Source organism: Pseudomonas sp. S2_C03 (assembly GCF_054668405.1).
On record NZ_CP162766.1, the window covers coordinates 1,450,146 to 1,468,124 of the forward strand.

16 protein-coding genes are annotated in these 17,979 nt (G+C 62.5%); 12 read left to right on the forward strand and 4 right to left on the reverse strand.

Going from position 1 to position 17,979, the window contains the following annotated elements; genetic code table 11:
* Nucleotides 1-52 precede the first annotated feature (52 nt).
* From AB4N64_RS06610 to AB4N64_RS06655, 10 genes are read left to right on the forward strand one after another with little or no spacing between them, the layout of a single operon-like run.
* The gene (locus AB4N64_RS06610; RefSeq protein WP_460126640.1) at nt 53-517 is read left to right on the forward strand and encodes a DUF3304 domain-containing protein; all 465 of its coding nucleotides are present in this window, start codon (nt 53-55) and stop codon (nt 515-517) included.
* Nucleotides 518-545: 28 nt separating this feature from the next.
* Nucleotides 546-803, forward strand: coding sequence for a PAAR domain-containing protein (locus tag AB4N64_RS06615; protein WP_460123179.1), 258 nt, complete (start codon nt 546-548; stop codon nt 801-803).
* The gene (locus AB4N64_RS06620) at nt 800-1,924 is read left to right on the forward strand and encodes a hypothetical protein (protein WP_460123182.1); all 1,125 of its coding nucleotides are present in this window, start codon (nt 800-802) and stop codon (nt 1,922-1,924) included. The genes AB4N64_RS06615 and AB4N64_RS06620 overlap by 4 nt, the downstream gene beginning before the upstream one ends.
* 25 nt (nt 1,925-1,949) lie before the next feature.
* Nucleotides 1,950-5,252, forward strand: a complete 3,303-nt coding sequence (locus AB4N64_RS06625; RefSeq protein WP_460123185.1) for an ImcF-related family protein — start codon at nt 1,950-1,952, stop codon at nt 5,250-5,252.
* On the forward strand, nt 5,249-6,832 hold the full coding sequence (tssA, locus tag AB4N64_RS06630) for a type VI secretion system protein TssA (RefSeq protein ID WP_460123188.1): 1,584 nt from the start codon (nt 5,249-5,251) through the stop codon (nt 6,830-6,832). The genes AB4N64_RS06625 and tssA overlap by 4 nt, the downstream gene beginning before the upstream one ends.
* 24 nt (nt 6,833-6,856) lie before the next feature.
* On the forward strand, nt 6,857-8,617 hold the full coding sequence (gene tssF / locus AB4N64_RS06635; protein WP_460123191.1) for a type VI secretion system baseplate subunit TssF: 1,761 nt from the start codon (nt 6,857-6,859) through the stop codon (nt 8,615-8,617).
* Entirely contained in the window at nt 8,581-9,678 is a 1,098-nt protein-coding gene (gene tssG / locus AB4N64_RS06640; RefSeq protein ID WP_460123194.1) for a type VI secretion system baseplate subunit TssG, read from the forward strand. The genes tssF and tssG overlap by 37 nt, the downstream gene beginning before the upstream one ends.
* A complete protein-coding gene (tssJ, locus tag AB4N64_RS06645; RefSeq protein WP_460123197.1) occupies nt 9,659-10,195 on the forward strand; it encodes a type VI secretion system lipoprotein TssJ in 537 nt (178 codons plus the stop codon). Before tssG ends, tssJ begins: the two co-directional genes overlap by 20 nt.
* A gap of 3 nt (nt 10,196-10,198) precedes the next feature.
* Complete coding sequence (gene tssE, locus AB4N64_RS06650; RefSeq protein WP_460123200.1) at nt 10,199-10,633, forward strand: type VI secretion system baseplate subunit TssE; 435 nt, start codon at nt 10,199-10,201, stop codon at nt 10,631-10,633.
* 28 nt (nt 10,634-10,661) lie between these two features.
* Entirely contained in the window at nt 10,662-11,792 is a 1,131-nt protein-coding gene (locus tag AB4N64_RS06655; protein WP_460123203.1) for an OmpA family protein, read from the forward strand.
* Between the two features lie 55 nt (nt 11,793-11,847).
* On the opposite strand, the gene AB4N64_RS06660 is transcribed toward AB4N64_RS06655, so the two are convergent.
* From AB4N64_RS06660 to ppnN, 3 genes are all read right to left on the reverse strand, one after another.
* The gene (locus AB4N64_RS06660) at nt 11,848-12,069 is read right to left on the reverse strand and encodes a hypothetical protein (protein ID WP_460123205.1); all 222 of its coding nucleotides are present in this window, start codon (nt 12,067-12,069) and stop codon (nt 11,848-11,850) included.
* Nucleotides 12,070-12,321: 252 nt separating this feature from the next.
* On the reverse strand, nt 12,322-13,056 hold the full coding sequence (locus AB4N64_RS06665) for a response regulator (RefSeq protein WP_460123207.1): 735 nt from the start codon (nt 13,054-13,056) through the stop codon (nt 12,322-12,324).
* Between the two features lie 158 nt (nt 13,057-13,214).
* On the reverse strand, nt 13,215-14,588 hold the full coding sequence (ppnN, locus tag AB4N64_RS06670) for a nucleotide 5'-monophosphate nucleosidase PpnN (RefSeq protein WP_460123210.1): 1,374 nt from the start codon (nt 14,586-14,588) through the stop codon (nt 13,215-13,217).
* A gap of 212 nt (nt 14,589-14,800) precedes the next feature.
* Here ppnN and AB4N64_RS06675 point away from each other — a divergent pair, with 212 nt between their 5' ends.
* On the forward strand, nt 14,801-15,328 hold the full coding sequence (locus AB4N64_RS06675) for a DUF3087 domain-containing protein (protein ID WP_460123213.1): 528 nt from the start codon (nt 14,801-14,803) through the stop codon (nt 15,326-15,328).
* Between the two features lie 55 nt (nt 15,329-15,383).
* Nucleotides 15,384-16,961 carry a sensor domain-containing diguanylate cyclase gene (locus tag AB4N64_RS06680; protein WP_460123216.1) on the forward strand — a complete coding sequence of 526 codons (1,578 nt, stop codon included), beginning with the start codon at nt 15,384-15,386 and terminating at the stop codon, nt 16,959-16,961.
* Nucleotides 16,962-16,969: 8 nt separating this feature from the next.
* Here AB4N64_RS06680 and AB4N64_RS06685 read toward each other — a convergent pair whose 3' ends face one another.
* Nucleotides 16,970-17,914 carry a diguanylate cyclase gene (locus AB4N64_RS06685; protein WP_460123219.1) on the reverse strand — a complete coding sequence of 315 codons (945 nt, stop codon included), beginning with the start codon at nt 17,912-17,914 and terminating at the stop codon, nt 16,970-16,972.
* Nucleotides 17,915-17,979: the final 65 nt, after the last annotated feature.

Here is a 17,979-nt window from a genome sequence, read left to right on the forward strand (position 1 = left end):
CAGGCTCCAGCGTATTCAGTGTCGTTACGTGATATGGGCAATCGGCATCCTGATGGCTGCGCCGGCAAACGTTAATGCCAGCACTCTCGAAGCGATCAACCATACCCACTGGGCTATTAATCGCTTCAGTGTGGACGGGCGCTCGGGTCTCGACATCATCGGCCCGTACCAAGGTGGCGGGGGAGGTTGTTGTTATGTCGCACCTGCGCATTGGAAGTCTGGGATGACGGTAGTGGTGGATTGGGAAACTGGTGTGGCTTATCCCGAAGGGTTTCCCGGTTTTGCGGACCGGCCCAAGTATCTAGCTTGGCGAGATAAAAATCGTTCGTATAAGCGCCAACACAGCAAAACCGTCCCCATCCCCGACTACACCGGACAAAAAGTCTGCGGCCTCACCGTGCACTTCCTGCCGTGCGACGAGCTTGCGGTCACCACCTCCTGCTACGCCTTCGGCAGCCCGCAATACCCGATCAAGACTCCGCTGAATCTGCCGGAGCCTTTGTCATGTCCACAGTAACTCGCCTCATCAATTCAAAGGAGCAACCATGAGAGTACTGGTACGTCAGGGAGACACGCTGGAGGAGTACGGCGGCGAAGTGCTGGAGGGGCGGTACGAATGCCATGGCAAGCCCATCGCCTGTAAGGGTGATGCTGTCATGTGCAACCTGCATGGCCGCACCAAAATCGCCGAGGGCAGTGATTTGCTGGACTACGACGGGCGCCCGGCCGCGCTGCATGGCCATCGCTGCGAGTGCGGCTGTACGCTGGTCAGCTCCATGTCCGATACGCAGGCGGCGTCGTGAACAGCGCGCCGCAGTTTATGCCGTACCCCTCGATCAAACCGCCTGCTTATTCGCGCTGGTTGGCCAGCGGCGCGGGTGTGCTGGTTGTCGCGGGCGTGGTCAGCGTGCTGTTGCGTCCCTGGGTTGAACCGCTCTGGGTGGTGGTCGGTACCGGTTTTGGGTTGTTCGTCTTGCTGTTGTTGATGCTCATCCAGGTGTTGTACCTGCGCCTCAAACAGCACAACGCCCACTGTTATACGCAAACGTCAGCGCAGGTCAGCCACGCCTGGTGGGCGAATCATCGGCAAACGGTCGCGCTGGCCGAAGCGGTACTGGTAAGCCCTGCCTGCACCACGCGGCTTCACGCGCAACGATTGTTCAGCGCCAATTACCAGCCACTCGTGCCGGTGGCCACCCCCAAAGGGCCGGCCATTCGACTGTTGCAAGTGCAGGGTGATGAAGTTAGCGAGCGTGAGCGTCACTTGGCGATCCAACTGGTGTTGCACTGGCAGGAGCAGCGCGCTGCGCACGCCATACCCCAGCCGACGCGCTGTTACTGGCAGGGCAGCCAAGCGGCCTGGCAGGCGTTTGTCGATCAGATGGCGCTGAGTTTTCCGCAGGTGCAATTACCCGAACGGCCTGAGCCCTGGGCAGGCATTCGCAGCCTTCACTCCATTATTGACCACTTGCAGGGGACGGCGGTTGACGCTCGGGTGCTCTGTGCGGGTTGCCAATCCAGCTCGCCACGGGGCGGCAGTGATCTACCTGCCGGCGAGGCCTCGGTGCTCTGGTTACTCGGCGCGCAAGGTGAGGTTCTGTTCTCGCGAGGTGAATGGTTCGACGTCGACGACGAGTCACTGACAGCGGTGACCCAGCGCGCACTGCAACAAAGTGAACTGCCCAAGCCTGCGCAAGTCTGCGTGTCGTTTTCCCCAGCGCAGGATGTTGGCGCCTGCGACTGGTCCCCCCAGAAAAAGATGCAAGACGCCCACTTCGGTGACCTGCAGGGCTTGCAGGCCATGGTCGCGCAGACCCTGGCGGCCTGGTACGTCGAACAACATCAGGTGCCCTGCGCCTGGATGGCGAAGGATCCCCATCACACGCTGGCCCTTGGAGTGGTAAAGCCCAATGTCGCAAACTAATGATTCGCGCAGGATTTCATCCTGGATGACTGCACTCCTGCTCGCCGTGATCCTGGGAGTGCTCATTGTCACGGTGGGGGTGGCCTGGTGGTTGTGGAAGGGTGCGCAGCCGATTTCTCGTCAGTCGTTGCTTGATCTGACACTCAAGGGTTTATTGGTCTGGGGGCTGTTGTTTTCCATGGCAATGCTGATGTGGCATGCCGTGCTGAACGGGATTCGCCAGCTTGTCGGCAGTTCGTGGACGGTCCCGCCCCAGCGGCGTAAAGGCGAGGGTGGAAAAAGCCTGCCGGCAAAGCAACTGCTCGAACACCTGCACGAAACCCACGGCCCGCTTTGGCGCTTCAAGACCCGTCTGCTGCTGGTGGTCGGCGAGCCCGATCAGATCAACGCCATTGCTCCGCATCTCGAGACCGAGAAATGGTTGGCCGGACACGACACCATCCTGCTGTGGGGCGGTAGCCCGATCGGTCTGTTGAATGACGTGTGGGCCGAGCATTGGCAAGGCCTGAGCCGTTGGCGTGCGTTGGACGGGGTGATCTGGGCACTGAACCAGCAGCAAACCGCTGACGCGAAAGCGATGGATCAGGGCGTTCGCCACCTGCAAGTGCTGGCCCGCCAACTCCGCTGGCAACTGCCGCTGCACCTGTGGCAAGTCTGCGCAACCGACTGGCCGCAGGATAAACGCGCAACGCAAACGGTCGGCTGTTTGCTGCCGCCCTCACTGACGCCACAGGTGCTCGAACAACAACTCGAACAGCTCGTCCAGCCCCTGCGGGCCTACGGTCTTGGCCAGATGAATGAGTGCAATGGCCACGACTACCTGCTGCGCCTGTCCGCCGATTTGCGCAGCGACGGCATCGTCCGTTGGCGGCAGGCGCTGGCGCCGCTGTTGCGATTGTTCGCCCGGGGTGTGCCGCTGCGTGGCTTGTGGTTCAGCCTGCCGTTGCCGGTGCCGGAAAAATCCGACGGCCACTTCTGGCACGCCACCGCGCCCTGGGGCGGGGTGCTCGATGATCGCCACGCCGAACAACGTCGCCTCGGCTGGGGCGTCATGCGCACTGCGCGGACCCTGGCACTCGGCCTGATGTTGCTGGCAGGCGCGGGTGTGTTGCTGTCGTTCGCGGCCAACCGCGTGCACGTCGGCCAGGTCAACACGGCGCTGACGACGTTGCAGCAGGGCGGCTCGGTGGATGATCAAGTCTTCGCCCTGCACGAACTGACCCGCGAACTCGGCCAACTGCTCGCGCGCGCCGAACACGGCGCGCCCTGGTACCTGGGTTTTGGCCTGATCCAGAACGAGCGTCTGCTCGCCGCTGCCTGGCCGTCGTACGTAGAGGCCAACAACCGGCTGATGCGTGACCCGGTCGCGACTGAGCTGGCGCGTCAGCTGCAAGCGCTGATCAAACTGCCTGCGGACAGCCCTGAGCGCGTCAAGCGCGCCGCAGTCGCCCATGCCCAGCTCAAGGCCTACCTGATGCTGGCGCAGCCTGCGAAAACCGACAGCGCGTTTCTCGCCCGTACGCTGACCGAGGCGTTGCCCCAGCGGGCGGACATTTCGCCTGGCGTGTGGCAAGGCGTCGCGCCCAACCTCTGGCAGTTCTACGCCGAACAATTGGCGGCGCACCCACAGTGGCGCATCGAGAAGGATGCGCGGCTGGTGGCGCAGGCGCGCCAGGTGCTGCTCGGGCAGTTGGGCCAGCGCAATGCCCAGGCCAGTCTGTATCAGAAAGTCCTCGACGACAGCGCCAATCAGTACCCGGCCTTGAGCCTGCAACAGATGGTCGCCGGCACGGATGCAAACGCGTTGTTTGCCACGCCCCACACGGTGCCCGGCGTGTTTACCCGCCAGGCCTGGGAGGGGCAGGTGCGCCAGGCCATCGACGCCATCGCCGAAGCGCGCCGCGAGGAAATCGACTGGGTGCTCAGCGACCAGCCCGGGCAAATCGCCGCCGAGCTGAGCCCGGAGCAACTGCGCCAGCAACTCACTGACCGCTACTTTGAAGACTACGCCGACGCCTGGCTGGACTTTCTCAACAGCCTGCACGGGCAACCGGTGGGCAGCCTGGGCGAGGTGATCGATCAGCTGACGCTGATGAGTGATGTGCGCCAGTCGCCGTTGATTGCGCTGATGAACACGCTGAGCTGGCAAGGACAGGCCGGCCGTCGGGGACAGGCGCTGGGCGATACTTTGGTGAAGTCCGCGCAGAAGCTGATGGGTCAGGACGCGGCCATTGATTTGCCTGAATCCACCGGCCCGCTGGAGAACAGTTTCGGACCCTTGCTCGCGCTGCTGGACAAGGACGGCGACAGCGAGCGCCTGAGCCTGCAAGCCTTGCTCAACCGGGTGACCCGGGTGCGCCTGAAGCTGCAACAGATCAGCAACGCCGCCAACCCGCAGGCGATGACCCAGGCGCTGGCGCAGACGGTGTTTCAGGGGCAGCAGATCGACCTCACCGACACTCAGGCCTACGCCAGCCTGGTGGCAGCGAGCCTGGGCGCGGAGTGGGACAACGTCGGCCAGACCTTGTTCGTGCAGCCGCTGGAACAGGCCTGGCAACGGGTCCTGCAACCGGCAGCCGCCGGGCTCAACAGCCAGTGGCAACGGGCGATCGTCAACGACTGGCAGCAGTCATTCGCCGGTCGTTATCCCTTTGCCAACACCGCCAACGACGCGTCGCTGCCGATGCTCGGGCAGATGATCCGCGCTGATTCCGGGCGCATCGAGCAGTTTTTGCAGCAACAACTCGGTGGCGTGCTGCGCAAGGAAGGCAGTCGCTGGGTGGCCGACTCCCGGCACAGCCAGGGCTTGCGTTTCAACCCGCAGTTTCTCACGGCGATCAACCAGCTCAGCCACCTCGCGGACGTGCTCTATACCGAGGGCGGCATGGGCATGAGTTTCGAGCTGCGCGGCAAACCGGTGCGCGACGTGGTGCAGACGATGTTCATCCTCAACGGCGAGAAACATCACTATTTCAACCAGAAGGAGAGCTGGCAGCGTTTCGGCTGGCCGGGCTTCACCAGCCACCCGGGCACGCGCCTGCTGTGGACCAGTGTGCGGGCGAGCGAGCGATTGTTCGCCGACAACGAGGGCACCTGGGGCCTGATCCGCCTGCTGGAAAAGGCCCGGGTCACACCACTGAACGACAGCGCCAGCCATTACCGCCTGCAACTGCGTGCACCGGACGGCCTGGACCTGACCTGGGACCTGCGCACCGAGTTGGGCGCCGGGCCGTTGGCCCTGCTCAAGCTGCGCGACTTCAAGTTGCCCAGGCAGATTTTCCTGGTGGAAAACGAGGCGGCCATGGCGCGCAACGGGAGCATCGAATGAGCCTGAGTACCCTGATCGCCCGTTGTTTCGGCGAGGGCGATATCCTGCCCGGCAGCCCGGTGCTGGCCGAACCCTGGCAGGCCTGGTTGCAACCCATCAGCGATGCTTCTCTGGTGGGTGAGGACCCCGGCTACGACGACGATTTCCAGCAGATGCGCGAAGAGGTCGACAAACTCTCTGGCGCCGACACCGACCGGGTGATCCAACTGGCACAAACCCTGCTGACCAAGCGCTGCAAGGACCTGCGCGTCGCCACGTATTACCTCTGGGCACGCTTGCACAAAGAGGGCGAGGCGGGCCTGGCCGAAGGCTTGAGTTTGCTGGCGGCTTTGATCGAGCGCTTCGGCGCCGACGTGCTGCCGACGCGGGGCAACAGTCGCAAGCAGGCGCTGGAGTGGCTGGCGGGCAGTAAAGTGCTGGGTTGCCTGTCATTGTTCCCTGAAGTGGTGAAGCAGGAGTCGGAACGTACAGTGGCCGCACTGACGTGGCTTGCCCGCGCATTGCAGGCGTGGCCCGAGGCGCAGCGCCCGGAGCTGGGCGGGTTGTACGGCGCGCTGGCCAACCGGCTGGCGCAGTCGGGCGGGGTGGATGCGCTGGTGCCGCAAAACAGCGCCAACCACTCGGGCAGCGCGCAAGCCCCCGCCGCCGGGCTGGCGATCAAGTCCGGGCGTGACCTGCTGGACAGCGCGCGTGTGCTCGCCGCTTACTTGCGTGAGCAGCCCGAGGGCTGGCTGGCGGCGCATCGGCTGATGAAAAGCTTGCGTTGGGACACCGTGCATCAGGCGCCGCCCCACGACGCCAGCGCGATGACTCGCCTGGCACCGCCACGCAGCGAATACCGCGCGCAACTCAAGCGCCTGTACCTGCAACAGAGCTGGAGCGAGCTGCTCGATCAGGTCGAGCGGATGTTTGCCGAGGGGGTCAATCACTTCTGGCTGGACCTGCAATGGTACGCCTGCCAGGCGCTGAGCAAGCTGGCGGCGCCCCACGACGCCTGGGTCGATATCGTCAAGCGCGACCTGGGCATGTTCATCGAACGCCTGCCGGGCGTCGAAGGCCTGTGCTGGAACGACGGTTCAGCCTTTGCCGATGACACCACCCGCGCCTGGATCGCCCAGCACGTCAGCGGCAATCAATCACCGCAATGCCTGCCAGCCCCCGTCGCCGCTGTAGCCGAGGGTGACAGCGAGGTCCTGGCGCTGGAGGGCGAAGCCCTGGCCCAGGCCGACAGCGCAGGCGTCGAGCAGGCGTTGGCCTGGTTGGCGGCGCGCCCCGATATCCACTCCGGGCGGCAACGCTGGTTGCTGCATCTGCTGATGGCGCGGGTCGCCGAGCAGTGCGCAAAGCAGGAACTGGCCCTGCACCTGCTGGGGGAACTGGATGCAGTCGGCGAGCGCCAGGCACTGGCCGATTGGGAGCCGCTGTTGTGTTTCGAGGTCAAGGCCCGCTTGCTCAAACTGCTGCGCCTCAAGGCCCAGCGCAACGACTCGGACAAGCTCGCCCTGGGCCGGCGCATGGAGCCGTTGTTGGCGGCACTGGTGGCCATCGACCCGGTGCGCGCCGCGGTCCTCTGCGGCTGAACCTTTAACAGGAATTTTTGAATCATGGACAACCTGACACTGCGTTATTTCGACGCCGAAATGCGCTACCTGCGCGAAGCCGGCCAGGAATTCGCCGAAGCATTTCCCGACCGTGCGGCCTATCTCAATCTGGACAAGCCGGGTGCCCGCGATCCCTATGTCGAGCGATTGTTCGAAGGTTTCGCGTTCCTCATGGGGCGCCTGCGCGAAAAGCTCGACGATGATCTGCCGGAGCTCACCGAAGGGCTGGTCAGCCTGTTGTGGCCGCATTACCTGCGCACCATCCCCTCGCTGTCGATTGTCGAACTGAGCCCTGATGTTGCGCAGATGAAGCGCAGCGAGACGATCGCCAGGGGGCTGGAGGTGTTGTCGCAGCCCATTGGCCCGCAACGCACGCGCTGCCTTTACACCACCACCCAGGACCTGACGTTGCAGCCACTGGCCCTGGAGTCGGTGCGACTGGATCACGAGCCCGACGGACGCTCATTGCTGGTCCTGGGTTTTGCCTGTGGGGCCATGAGCGACTGGAGCCAGGTGGACCTCGGCCAACTGCCGTTGTACCTCAATGGCGATGCGCCGTTGGCCTGCGCGCTGCACCAGGCGCTGACGCTCAATACCCAGGCCTTGTACGTGCGGTTTTCCGGCGAGACGGAGCGCCAACCCCTGCGCGGCCATTTCGCGCCCAAGGGGTTCAGCGACGAGGATCGGTTGTGGCCCAAGGGCGACAGCGCCTTCAGCGGCTACCAACTGTTGCTGGAGTACTTCACCTTTCGCGAAAAATTCATGTTCGTCACCCTCCATGGGCTGGAGCACCTGGACATTGCACCGGGCACGCCTGGGTTCGAATTGCAGGTGGTACTGCGCGAGTCGTGGCCGCAGGCATTCAACCTGAGTGCCGAGCACATTCGTCTGCACGCGGTGCCGGTGATCAACCTGTTCACCCTCGAATCCGACCCGATGGCGCTGCGTGCCTTGCAAACGGACTACCTGCTGCGGCCGATGCGCTTGCAGGACGGGCATACCGAAATCTATTCGGTGGATGAGGTCACGGCGTCGACCCATGGCGAGCGCCAGGACTATGTGCCGTTCAGCAGTTTCCGCCACAAGGGCGGCATGCTGCGCGATGAAGCGCCGGAGCGCTACTTCCACACGCGTCTCAAGCGCGGCGCCAATGGCCTGCACGACACGTGGCTGATCCTGGGTGGCGATGGCTTCGACCTGGATCGCCTGGACGCCGGCAAAAGCCTTTCGCTGCGCTTGACCGGCACCCACGGCCAGCTGCCGCGCAAAGCCTTGCAAAGCACGCTGCTCGATACGCTGGGGCAAGCGGACAGCGGTTTGCGGGTGCGCAACCTGTGCGCGCCGACCTTGCCGTGCTACCCGCCGAACCGCGACCGTTTCCACTGGCGCGTGCTCAGTCACCTGGGTTCGAACTTCCTGCCGATGCTCGACAACGCCGAAGTGCTGCGCGGCACGCTGGCGCTGTACGACTGGACCGACAGCGAACTGAACCGGCGGCGCCTGGCGGCCATCGTCGATGTCCGGCATCACCTGGTGCAACGCTTCGAACGAGGCTTCCTGCTGCGGGGCGTCGACATCGAAGTCACGCTCCAGGCCGACGGATTTTGTGGCGAGGGTGACATCAGCCTGTTTGGCGAAATGCTCAATCGCTTCTTCGCCTTGTACGCCGACATTCACTTGTTCAACCAGCTCACGCTGATTCTTCAACCTACTGGAAAGTGCCTGCGATGGACCGAGAACCACAGTCAGCGTATTCCCGGCTGAATGCCAGCGGCTTGCTCCAGGCATTGGAGGGGCAGGTGGCCGAGGCCAGCGTGTATCGCTTCTGCCAGTTGCTGGAGCAGGCACTGCCCGGCCACCCGCCGTTGGGCAGCACCACGCACCCGGCGGACGACCCGGTGCGCTTTCGCCCCGACCCCGGCATGGGTTTCCCTGCCGGCGAGTTGAAGGCGATCGAGATCGACACCGCGCCATCGCCGCGCCCGGCGACGGTGCGCACGCGCCTGCTGGGCTTGTACGGCGTGGATTCGCCATTGCCCACGGCCTTTGTCGACGACATTGCCCTGCGTCGCGAGGGCCATGAAGCGCTGGAGGCGTTTCTCGACATCTTCAATCACCGGATCTTTACCCAGTTCTACCGGATCTGGCGCAAGTATTCCTACCCCGCCAGCTTTGAAGCGGGGGGCGTTGACGCCACTTCGCAATGCCTGCTGGGACTGATCGGGCTGGGTATTCCCGGTACCGCGCAACGGATCGCCACGCCGGTTTCGCGCTTTTTGGCGCTGCTCGGCGTCATGCGCCTGCCCACCCGCAACGCCGAGGGCATCGGTGCACTGGTGAGCCTGCTGGCCCCCAGGACGCAGGTGAAGGTCACGGCGCACTGGCCGCAGCAAGTGACCCTGGCGCAGCCGGCCAGCCTGGATTCGCGGCACCCGGTGAACCTTTCGCGCGGCACGCCCCTGGGCGCTGTGGGCTATGACGTCAACAGCCAGATGCGCCTGCAACTCTTCACCGAGGACCCGCACGAAGCCCAAGGCTGGCTGCCGCAAGGCCAGTTGAACGAAGACTTTCGTGTGTTGCTGCGTGTTTACCTCGGGTGGCGCTGCACCGTCTGCCTGCAACTGACCTTACCCGTGAGCAGCCTGCCATTGCCGATACTCGGTGGGCCTCCCGTCTTGCTGGGCATGACCGGCTTGCTCGGATTGAGCACTGGCCGTCAGCCAGCCGCGCTGCCTAGCAGCGTGACCATCAACCTGGGCCGCTATCAGGGCCTGTACAACAACCCCGACCACAAGGACGTCCACCATGTCACGTACCGTCACTGAAACCCTGATGCTCACCGTGCTCACAGCACTGCTGGCGGGTTGTGGGCTGACGCAATCGGCCAGCGACGCCACCGCCGCCACGGCGCGGTCAATCTTCTACAAGCAGGTGAAAACCCTGCACCTGGACATCAGTGCCAGGACCGCCATGAACAATGACACGCTGGACATGAACGACCTGGCCGTGCCGACGCTGGTGCGGGTGTACCAGTTACGTGACAGCAAGGCCGTGGAAAAGGCCAGTTATGAAAGCCTGCTGGGCGATGACGACAATCTGTTGCGCAGCGATCTGCTCGATACCCGTGCGCTGGTGATCAAGCCGGGGGAGGGCGCGCAACTGAGCGTGCCGATGGATCCGCAAGCCCGGTTCGTTTCAGTGGTGGCGCTGGTGCGCGAACCGGACATCGCCCTCAATACCTGGCGCCTGATGCTCACCCGCGATGAACTGGACCCGGACCGCGCACAAGTCGTCGAACTGGGTGATAACCGCTTGACCTTGCGAGCACTGGCCAGGGAGTAGTCCATGAACGATTTGTCTCCATCGTTGTACGAAACGCTTTTGCAAAATTTCAGCGGCGAGCTGGACCTGTATCGGATCAACGAGGCCGATCAGCACACGATGTCGGTACTCGATAACCTGCAGCGCATCCTCAATAGCCGCGCCGGTTCCCTGGCGCACTTGCCCGATTACGGCCTTGCAGACATGAGTGTGATTCTCCAGGGGTTGCCCGCATCGACTCACGGCCTGATGCGGGGGATGAAACAAACGCTGCTCAAGTTCGAGCCCCGCCTGGTGGCGCTCGACGTCGAACTGTCGCCTCAGGTCCAGCCGGGGCATCTGGAGTTCACCCTGGCCGCTCAAATGGCTGGCGGGCAGTGGCTGAGCTTTGGCGCGAGCCTGACGGCTGACGGCAAGGCAGTGGTCAGGCACCTGAAACGGCAGCAGTGGCTGAAATGAAGACTCAACGCAACGAAGGGAAAACCGGATGACGGTACTGTTTGAAATGGACGTCAGAGTGGGCGGCGATCCACGGCGGTTCGTCGAATTTGCGGCGCTGTGTGATGAGTTGGCGAAGTTGAACCACGCGGCCTGTCCCGACATGGATTGGGCCGCCGTAGAGCAGTTGTGCCTGACGTTGTTTCGCTTGAACGGTGCAGACCTGCAATCGGTGGCGGCATTGACCCTGGCCCGTGGCCACCGTTATGGCCTGGAAGGTATTGCGCAAGGTTTGGCGCTGCTGGAGGGAGTGAGCCGTGCCGGGGTAGGCCTGTGGCCAGCGCAGCCGTCGGCGCGGCAGGAGGTCCTGGGCTGGCTGTTCAGCCAATTGCAGTTGTGCCTGCGCGCTCAGCCGGTGAACGTCCGCCTGTTACCCGCCCTCGGACAGTTGGATGACCAGTTGCTACGGTTGCAATGGCAGTTGCAAGAACAGGGTCTCTCGGATTCCGGTGCCTTGCAGCGATTGCGTCAACAGATCGAGCAACTGAGGCAGCGAGTGCGTTCGTCGGATGTGCAATGGCCCACCGTTCAGCGCCGTGAGCCCATGCCCCCCATGCTGATGCCCGTGATGTTGTTGCCATTCAACAAGCAGCCCGAGGCCAACCCGGCCAAAAAACCGCGCAAAGCCTTGTGGCTGGGCGTCGCGGTGGTCGTGCTCGTCGTGGGTGGGATCGGCTGGTGGGGAGCAAGCAGCGAGTCGGGTCAGCGCCTTGCCAGCGTTTTGCGCAAGCCCCAGCCGTTGCCCCAGGCGGTGCGCCTGGAAAGCCTGGCACTGTTCGAGGCCGGCAGTGCCGAACTCAAGCCTGACGGCAATAAAGTCCTGATCAATGCCTTGAACGACATCACGGCGCGGTCGGGGTGGTTGATCGTGATCGACGGGCATTCGGACAATCGCGGGAGCGCTGAACACAAACTCCTGCTGTCCCATGCCCGCGCGTGGGCCGTACGTGGCTGGTTGCAGCGCATGGGCGACATTCCCGATAGTTGCTTCGTCGTGCAGGGCCTGGCCGACAAGCAACCGCTGGTCAGCAATGACAGCGCTGCCGGGCGTGCGACCAATCGGCGCGTCGACGTCAGCCTGGTGCCCCAGGCAGGGGCGGGATGCGGAAGCCTGAAATAAACAAACCCCGCAGGAGACGGATCTCCCCGGGGTTCAGGTTAAACAAAGCGGTGACTCAGTAGCGCTGATACTTCGAACCGAACTCAGGGCGGTTTTCCGCGACGTAGAGCTTGGTGGCCTGGGTGTCTTTCGAATCGACCTTCACGGTGTTCACATTCAGCGTGGCGGGTTGGCTGACTTCAGCCGCTGCAATCATTTGTTTCTTGTGGGGTGCGGCCATGGCCGAAGTGGCGCCGAAAACCGAAAGTGCAAGACCGAGTGCGATGATGTTTTTCATGATGTTGCTCCAGAAGAGTGGGGAGAAGATGGGTCCACTTTATGGCGCAGGTTTCAAAATGAAAAAGCATGCCAGGGCATAGTCTTTATCGAGGGCATTGATGCAGATTTCCTGCTCGCCACTCCCCCCTGTAGGAGCGAGCTTGCTCGCGATGGACGTAAGAACACCACTGGGTATCAGTTTTCCCGCGTCATCGTTAACGTCCATCGCGAATAAATTCGCTCCTACAGGGCTCGATGGATAGCGCGTTCATCACTCGTTCAACATCTCCACCGGATACGAAAACACATAACCCTCATTACGCACCGTCTTGATGTAGGTCGATTCGCGCGAGTCGTCCACCAGGCGCTGGCGCAGGCGGCTGACCAGCAGGTCGATGGAGCGGTCGAACAGGTCGGCGTCGCGGCCCTGGGTGAGGTTGAGCAACTGGTCGCGACTGAGCACCCGTTGCGGGTGGTCGAGGAATACGCGCAGCAGGCGATACTCGGCGCCGCTCAAGGCAACCATGGTGTCGTCTTCGTCCAGCAGGTGGCGGGCGGTGGTGTCCAGGCGCCAGCGGCCGAAACCCAGTAGTCGGCCGCTTTCGGTGATCAGCAGATTGGGCGGCAGCATGCGGGTACGGCGCAGCACCGCGTTGATCCGCGCCAGCAGTTCGCGGGCGGCGAAGGGTTTGGTCAGGTAGTCGTCGGCGCCCATTTCCAGGCCGAGGATCCGGTCGGTTTCATCGTTGCGGGCGGTGAGCATCAGGATCGGCGTCGCCTTGTGCTTGCCCGAGCGTAATTCTCGGCACAGCACCAGGCCATCGTCGCCCGGCAGCATGATGTCGAGCACGATCAGGTCGACCTGGTTGGCTTCCAGGAAACTGCGCATCTGCCGTCCATCGGCCACCACTGTGGTGCGCAGGCCGTTCTTCTTCAGGTAATTACCGACCAGCTCGCGGATTTCGCGATCATCGTCGACGATCAGGATGTGGTTTATGTGGTCCATCAAGCGATCCCTGGTTGTTCGTTGTTCGCAAGCCTGTAGGAGCGAGCATGCTCGCGATGGACTGATTTACACCGCTGGGTATCAGTATTCCAGCGTTATCGTTGACGACCATCGCGAGCATGCTCGCTCCTACAGGGAGTGCGTACGCCTGTTGTTGATCAAGCCACCACCCGATAACACGGCACATACGCCGCGCCGCCCGGCAACTTCATCCGGTGCTGGGCCACGAACGCCTTGAGCAGTTGATCCAGCGGTTGCATGATCGCCGCGTCGCCACGGATCTGGTACGGCCCGTGTTCCTCGATCAGGCGGATGCCGTTGTCCTTGACGTTGCCGGCGACGATGCCGGAGAACGCGCGGCGCAGGTTGGCGGCCAGTTCATGGGGTGGCAGGCTGAGGCTGAGATTGAGGTTGGCCATGTTTTCATGGGTCGGATCGAACGGGCGCTGGAAGCCCTCGTCGATCTTCAACAACCAGTTGAAGTGAAACGCATCATTGCGCTCGCGACGGAACTGCTTCACCGCCTTGAGCCCAGCCGTCATCTGCCGCGCCACTTCGGCCGGGTCGTCGATGATGATCTCGTAGTGTTTTTTAGCTTCCTCGCCCAGGGTCGCGCCGACGAATGCGTCCAGTTGCTCCAGGTACGGGGCGGCATGCTTGGGCCCGGTGAGGATGACCGGGAAGGGCAGGCCTTCGTTGTCCGGGTGCATCAGGATGCCCAGCAGGTACAGGAACTCTTCGGCGGTGCCTGCGCCACCCGGGAAGATGATGATGCCGTGGCCGACACGCACAAAGGCTTCGAGGCGCTTTTCGATGTCCGGCAGGATCACCAGCTCGTTGACGATCGGGTTCGGTGCCTCGGCGGCGATGATCCCGGGTTCGGTCAGGCCAAGGTAGCGACCGCCGTGGATGCGCTGCTTGGCGTGGGCGATGGTCGCGCCTTTCATCGGGCCTTTCATCACGCCCGGGCCGCAGCCGGTACAGATGTCGAGGCTGCGCAGGCCCAGTTCGTGGCCGACCTTCTTGGTGTATTTGTACTCTTCGGTGTTGATCGAGTGACCACCCCAGCACACCACGATTTTCGGCTCGACGCCGGGACGCAGGGTGCGGGCGTTGCGCAACAGATGGAACACGTAGTCGCTGATGCCCTGGGACGTGCTGAGGTCGATGCGCTGGGCATCCAGCTCGTTTTCGGTGTAGACGATGTCACGCAGGGCGCTGAACAGCATTTCCCGGGTGCTGGCGATCATTTCGCCATCAACGAAGGCATCGGCCGGGGCATTCAGCAGCTCCAGACGCACGCCGCGATCCTGCTGGTGAATGCGGATTTCGAAGTCCTTGTAGGCTTCGAGGATGGTCTTGGCGTTATCGACGTGGGCGCCGGTATTGAGGATGGCCAGGGCGCATTGGCGGAAGAGGGCGTAGGTGCTGCCGGAACCGGCTTCGCTCAGTTGATGCACTTCACGCTGGGAAAGGGTTTCAAGGCTGCCTTTCGGGCTGACCGAGGCATTGATTACTTGTCGTTGGGCCATGCAAAGATCCTTAAAACGATGTCACGCATCGGCGACGCCTGACATCCGAATAGTCTGTACTCACAAAAGAAGATGGCACGAACTGCGTTGTATCGCCACGTTGACCTTGGACGATGAAAAGATGAAAAGGAGCCCCAGCATAGCTAAATCCGTCGCAGAGGCGATAATGCCCCGCAGACTTTTTGCCCATGGCCTCGAGGAAACCCGTCCTGATGTTCCAGATCCAGCCGCAAGACCCTGAAACCTATCGCCGTCACACGCGCCGCAGCACGATTTTCATCGCCCTGATTTTCATTGCCCTGGCGATGGTGCTGTCGACGGCGGCGGTGACGATCTTCGGCACACCTGGCGGCGACAATTTTCGTTTCAATGTCGGCGGGGTATTCGTCGCGGTGCTGTTGATGGCGGCGCTGATGCGCGGCACATTCTGGAGCCAGGCCTGGATGGCACCCGCCGTCTATGGCTGGCAGCTCAAGCGCAGCCTGATGAGTGTCACCAACGTCATGCATCATGTGACGGCGGCGGTGGCCAAGGACGATCCGAGCGCGATGAAGCTGCTGCGCTTCTATCATCTGGGGTTGAACCAGATGCATCAGCTTGACGGCAACTCCAGTGATCACAGCCAACTGATTCGCGAAATGGACCGGCACAAGGAACGAATGGAAGCACTGGGCCTCGAAACTCAGCAGACACAACTGAACCCAGCGTGGCTCGAGGCCGTAAAACACAACGCAGCGTAAGCGTTTTTGGCAATAACAGGATCAATTGCCATTTATCGAGATGAAAGGGAGCCTCATGGGACAGCCGTCCGTCGAACAAGGAACTGAAGACTACGCCGACGATAGTTCGCCGACCGCTTCGCCCGCCGTGGTCAGGCTCAAGGTGCGGTCCGTGGTGATCCTGCTGGTGGCGGTTTGCCTGTCCATGAGCGCCATCGCGATCTGGGAGGCCTGGAACTCGCGCCAGTACCACCTGCGCGACAAGGAAGTGGCAATGTCCAACCTGTCGCAGACCCTGGCCTCCCAGGCGCAGGCCACGATCAAACAGGCCGACACGTTGCTGTTCACCTTGGTGGAACGCCTGGAATACGAGCGCCTGGAACCGTCGCAATTGGCACACCTGCAGCGCCTGCTCAGCGCCCAGCGCAGCGAACTGCCGCAGTTGCACGGGCTTTTCGTCTATGACGAAAACGGTGGATGGGTCGCCAACTCCAATGGCGCCGTGATGCCGGATGCCAACAACGCCGACCGTGAATACTTCATTTTCCATCGCGATCACCCCGACCGCGGGCCGCACATAGGACCATCGATCAAAAGCCGCTCCAGCGGCGACTGGATCATGACTGTCTCGCGGCGCATCAATCACGCCGATGGCAGTTTCGCCGGCGTGGCCCTGGCCACCATTTATCTGAATCACTTCCTGTCGCTGTACGAGAGCATCGACATGGGACGCAATGGGGTAATCAACCTGATTGCCGCCGATGCCAACATTGTCGTGCGTCGGCCATTCAAGGAGTCTGACGTCGGCACCAACATTGCCAACGGACCGCTGTTCAAACAGTTGCTGCCCACTGGCGATGCGGGCACCGCCATGGTCCAGTCGATGGTCGATGGCGTTGAGAGGGTGGTGGGGTTTCGTCGGGTGCCCGGCTATCCACTGGTGGTATTTACCGCCGTCGACAAGGCGGAGGTCCTGGCAGCGTGGCGCGAGGCGTCCTTGCTAAGTGCGGGCATCGTCGCCTTGTGCCTGGGGTTTCTGGGCGTTTTGGGCTATCGACTGATCGGCCTGATGAAGCGCCAGAATCGCGTACAGAGTGACTTGCTGGATGCACGCGACAAACTGCTGGAGGTCAACCGTGGCCTCAAGGTGCTGGCCATGGAGGATGCACTGACGGGGCTGTCCAACCGGCGTCAGTTCGATTTGTTCATCCACTCGGAACTGGGCCGTGCCCGGCGTACTGAATCCGGCTTTGCAGTGTTGATGATCGATGTCGATCATTTCAAAGCGTTCAACGAGCTGTACGGTCACGTCGCCGGGGACGAGTGCCTGCGCAGCATCAGTTCGATCATCACCCGGCACATCCAGGCTTCATGGGATCTGGCTGCGCGTTACGGCGGGGAAGAGTTCGCGGTGATCCTGCCCGGCACCGACTATGTCGGGGCGTTTCTGCTGGGGGAGAAAATTCGTCAGGCGGTGTTGCAGGCCGGCATCCCTCACAACGGCGCTCCCGAAGGCGTGGTGACGATCAGCCTCGGGGTGGCGGCCTTCGATCCTGCCTCCGGGGACCAGCCGGACGACTTGATCGATGCCGCGGACAAAGCGCTCTACGTGGCCAAGGCGAGCGGACGCAACATGAGTGTGATTGCCAACTAGCACGTTGGCTATCCGCTGGTTTTCGCCGTATCGAAATCAGCGAACTCGGCGCGCATCCTCCCCTGATGCTTGGCCTTGTACAGCAATTTGTCGACCTGCTCGACGAAGGACAGCGCGGTGGCCTGCAACGGCGCTGAAGTGGTGCCCACACCGAGGCTCAGGCTCAGCAGTGACGATACCGCCGAATGCTCATGGGCAATCTGTTGCTGGCGAATCAGGTGCAGGCATTTGTTGGCCACCCGTTTCGCGGATTCGGCATCGGTTTCCGGCAGCAGCCAGATGAACTCTTCGCCGCCGATGCGCGCGATGAAGTCCCGGGGTCGGTTGGCGGCTTGAGACAGGGTCTTGGCCACCTGGCGAAGGCATTCGTCGCCCTTGATGTGCCCGTAATGGTCGTTGTACTGCTTGAAGTAGTCGATATCCAGGATGATCAGCGACAACGGCAGCCCGGTGCGCTGGGCGTTGGCCCATTCGCGCTCCAGCACGGTGTCGAACATCCGGCGGTTGGCGATGCCGGTCAGGCCGTCCTGGAAGGAGTATTCCTCCAGTTGTTTTTGCAGGCGGATCAGGTGCTCTTCGGTTTTCTTGCGCTCGCTGATGTCGAACATGAAGCCCACCAGCGCCTCCACTTCGCCGTCCTTGCGCACCACGTGCACCACGTCGCGAATCCACACGTAATCGCCGGTGCTGGTCAGCGCGCGGTAATCGGCCTCATGGTCGACGCCGGCGCGTGATTGCGAGACGCAGAATTCCACCACATAGGTGCGATCGTCCGGGTGCATGCGCTCGACCCAGTCATCCACCGACACCCAGCTATCCTGTTGCCAGCCCAGCAGCGTTTCGATCTGCGGGCCGATGTAGCTGAAGGTCATGGTCTTCCAGTCGATGCGCCACGGAATGGCTTTGGTCGACTCAAGCAGTGTTTTGTAGACGTCGCTGTCGATTGCACTCATGACGAACTCCACGGAAAGGGCGGCGTCATGTTGCCACTATGCGAGTGAATCAAGCCAGTAGCCGA

Bases quoted from the DNA above. Each gene is read 5' to 3' on its own strand.
- AB4N64_RS06610 (WP_460126640.1), top strand. From the start codon at position 53: ATGGCTGCGCCGGCAAACGTTAATGCCAGCACTCTCGAAGCGATCAAC.
- AB4N64_RS06680 (WP_460123216.1), top strand. From the start codon at position 15,384: ATGGGACAGCCGTCCGTCGAACAAGGAACTGAAGACTACGCCGACGAT.
- AB4N64_RS06685 (WP_460123219.1), bottom strand. From the start codon at position 17,914: ATGAGTGCAATCGACAGCGACGTCTACAAAACACTGCTTGAGTCGACC.
- AB4N64_RS06675 (WP_460123213.1), top strand. From the start codon at position 14,801: ATGTTCCAGATCCAGCCGCAAGACCCTGAAACCTATCGCCGTCACACG.
- tssF (WP_460123191.1), top strand. From the start codon at position 6,857: ATGGACAACCTGACACTGCGTTATTTCGACGCCGAAATGCGCTACCTG.
- AB4N64_RS06615 (WP_460123179.1), top strand. From the start codon at position 546: ATGAGAGTACTGGTACGTCAGGGAGACACGCTGGAGGAGTACGGCGGC.
- tssE (WP_460123200.1), top strand. From the start codon at position 10,199: ATGAACGATTTGTCTCCATCGTTGTACGAAACGCTTTTGCAAAATTTC.
- ppnN (WP_460123210.1), bottom strand. From the start codon at position 14,588: ATGGCCCAACGACAAGTAATCAATGCCTCGGTCAGCCCGAAAGGCAGC.
- tssJ (WP_460123197.1), top strand. From the start codon at position 9,659: ATGTCACGTACCGTCACTGAAACCCTGATGCTCACCGTGCTCACAGCA.
- AB4N64_RS06660 (WP_460123205.1), bottom strand. From the start codon at position 12,069: ATGAAAAACATCATCGCACTCGGTCTTGCACTTTCGGTTTTCGGCGCC.
- AB4N64_RS06625 (WP_460123185.1), top strand. From the start codon at position 1,950: ATGACTGCACTCCTGCTCGCCGTGATCCTGGGAGTGCTCATTGTCACG.
- tssG (WP_460123194.1), top strand. From the start codon at position 8,581: ATGGACCGAGAACCACAGTCAGCGTATTCCCGGCTGAATGCCAGCGGC.
- AB4N64_RS06655 (WP_460123203.1), top strand. From the start codon at position 10,662: ATGACGGTACTGTTTGAAATGGACGTCAGAGTGGGCGGCGATCCACGG.
- AB4N64_RS06665 (WP_460123207.1), bottom strand. From the start codon at position 13,056: ATGGACCACATAAACCACATCCTGATCGTCGACGATGATCGCGAAATC.
- tssA (WP_460123188.1), top strand. From the start codon at position 5,249: ATGAGCCTGAGTACCCTGATCGCCCGTTGTTTCGGCGAGGGCGATATC.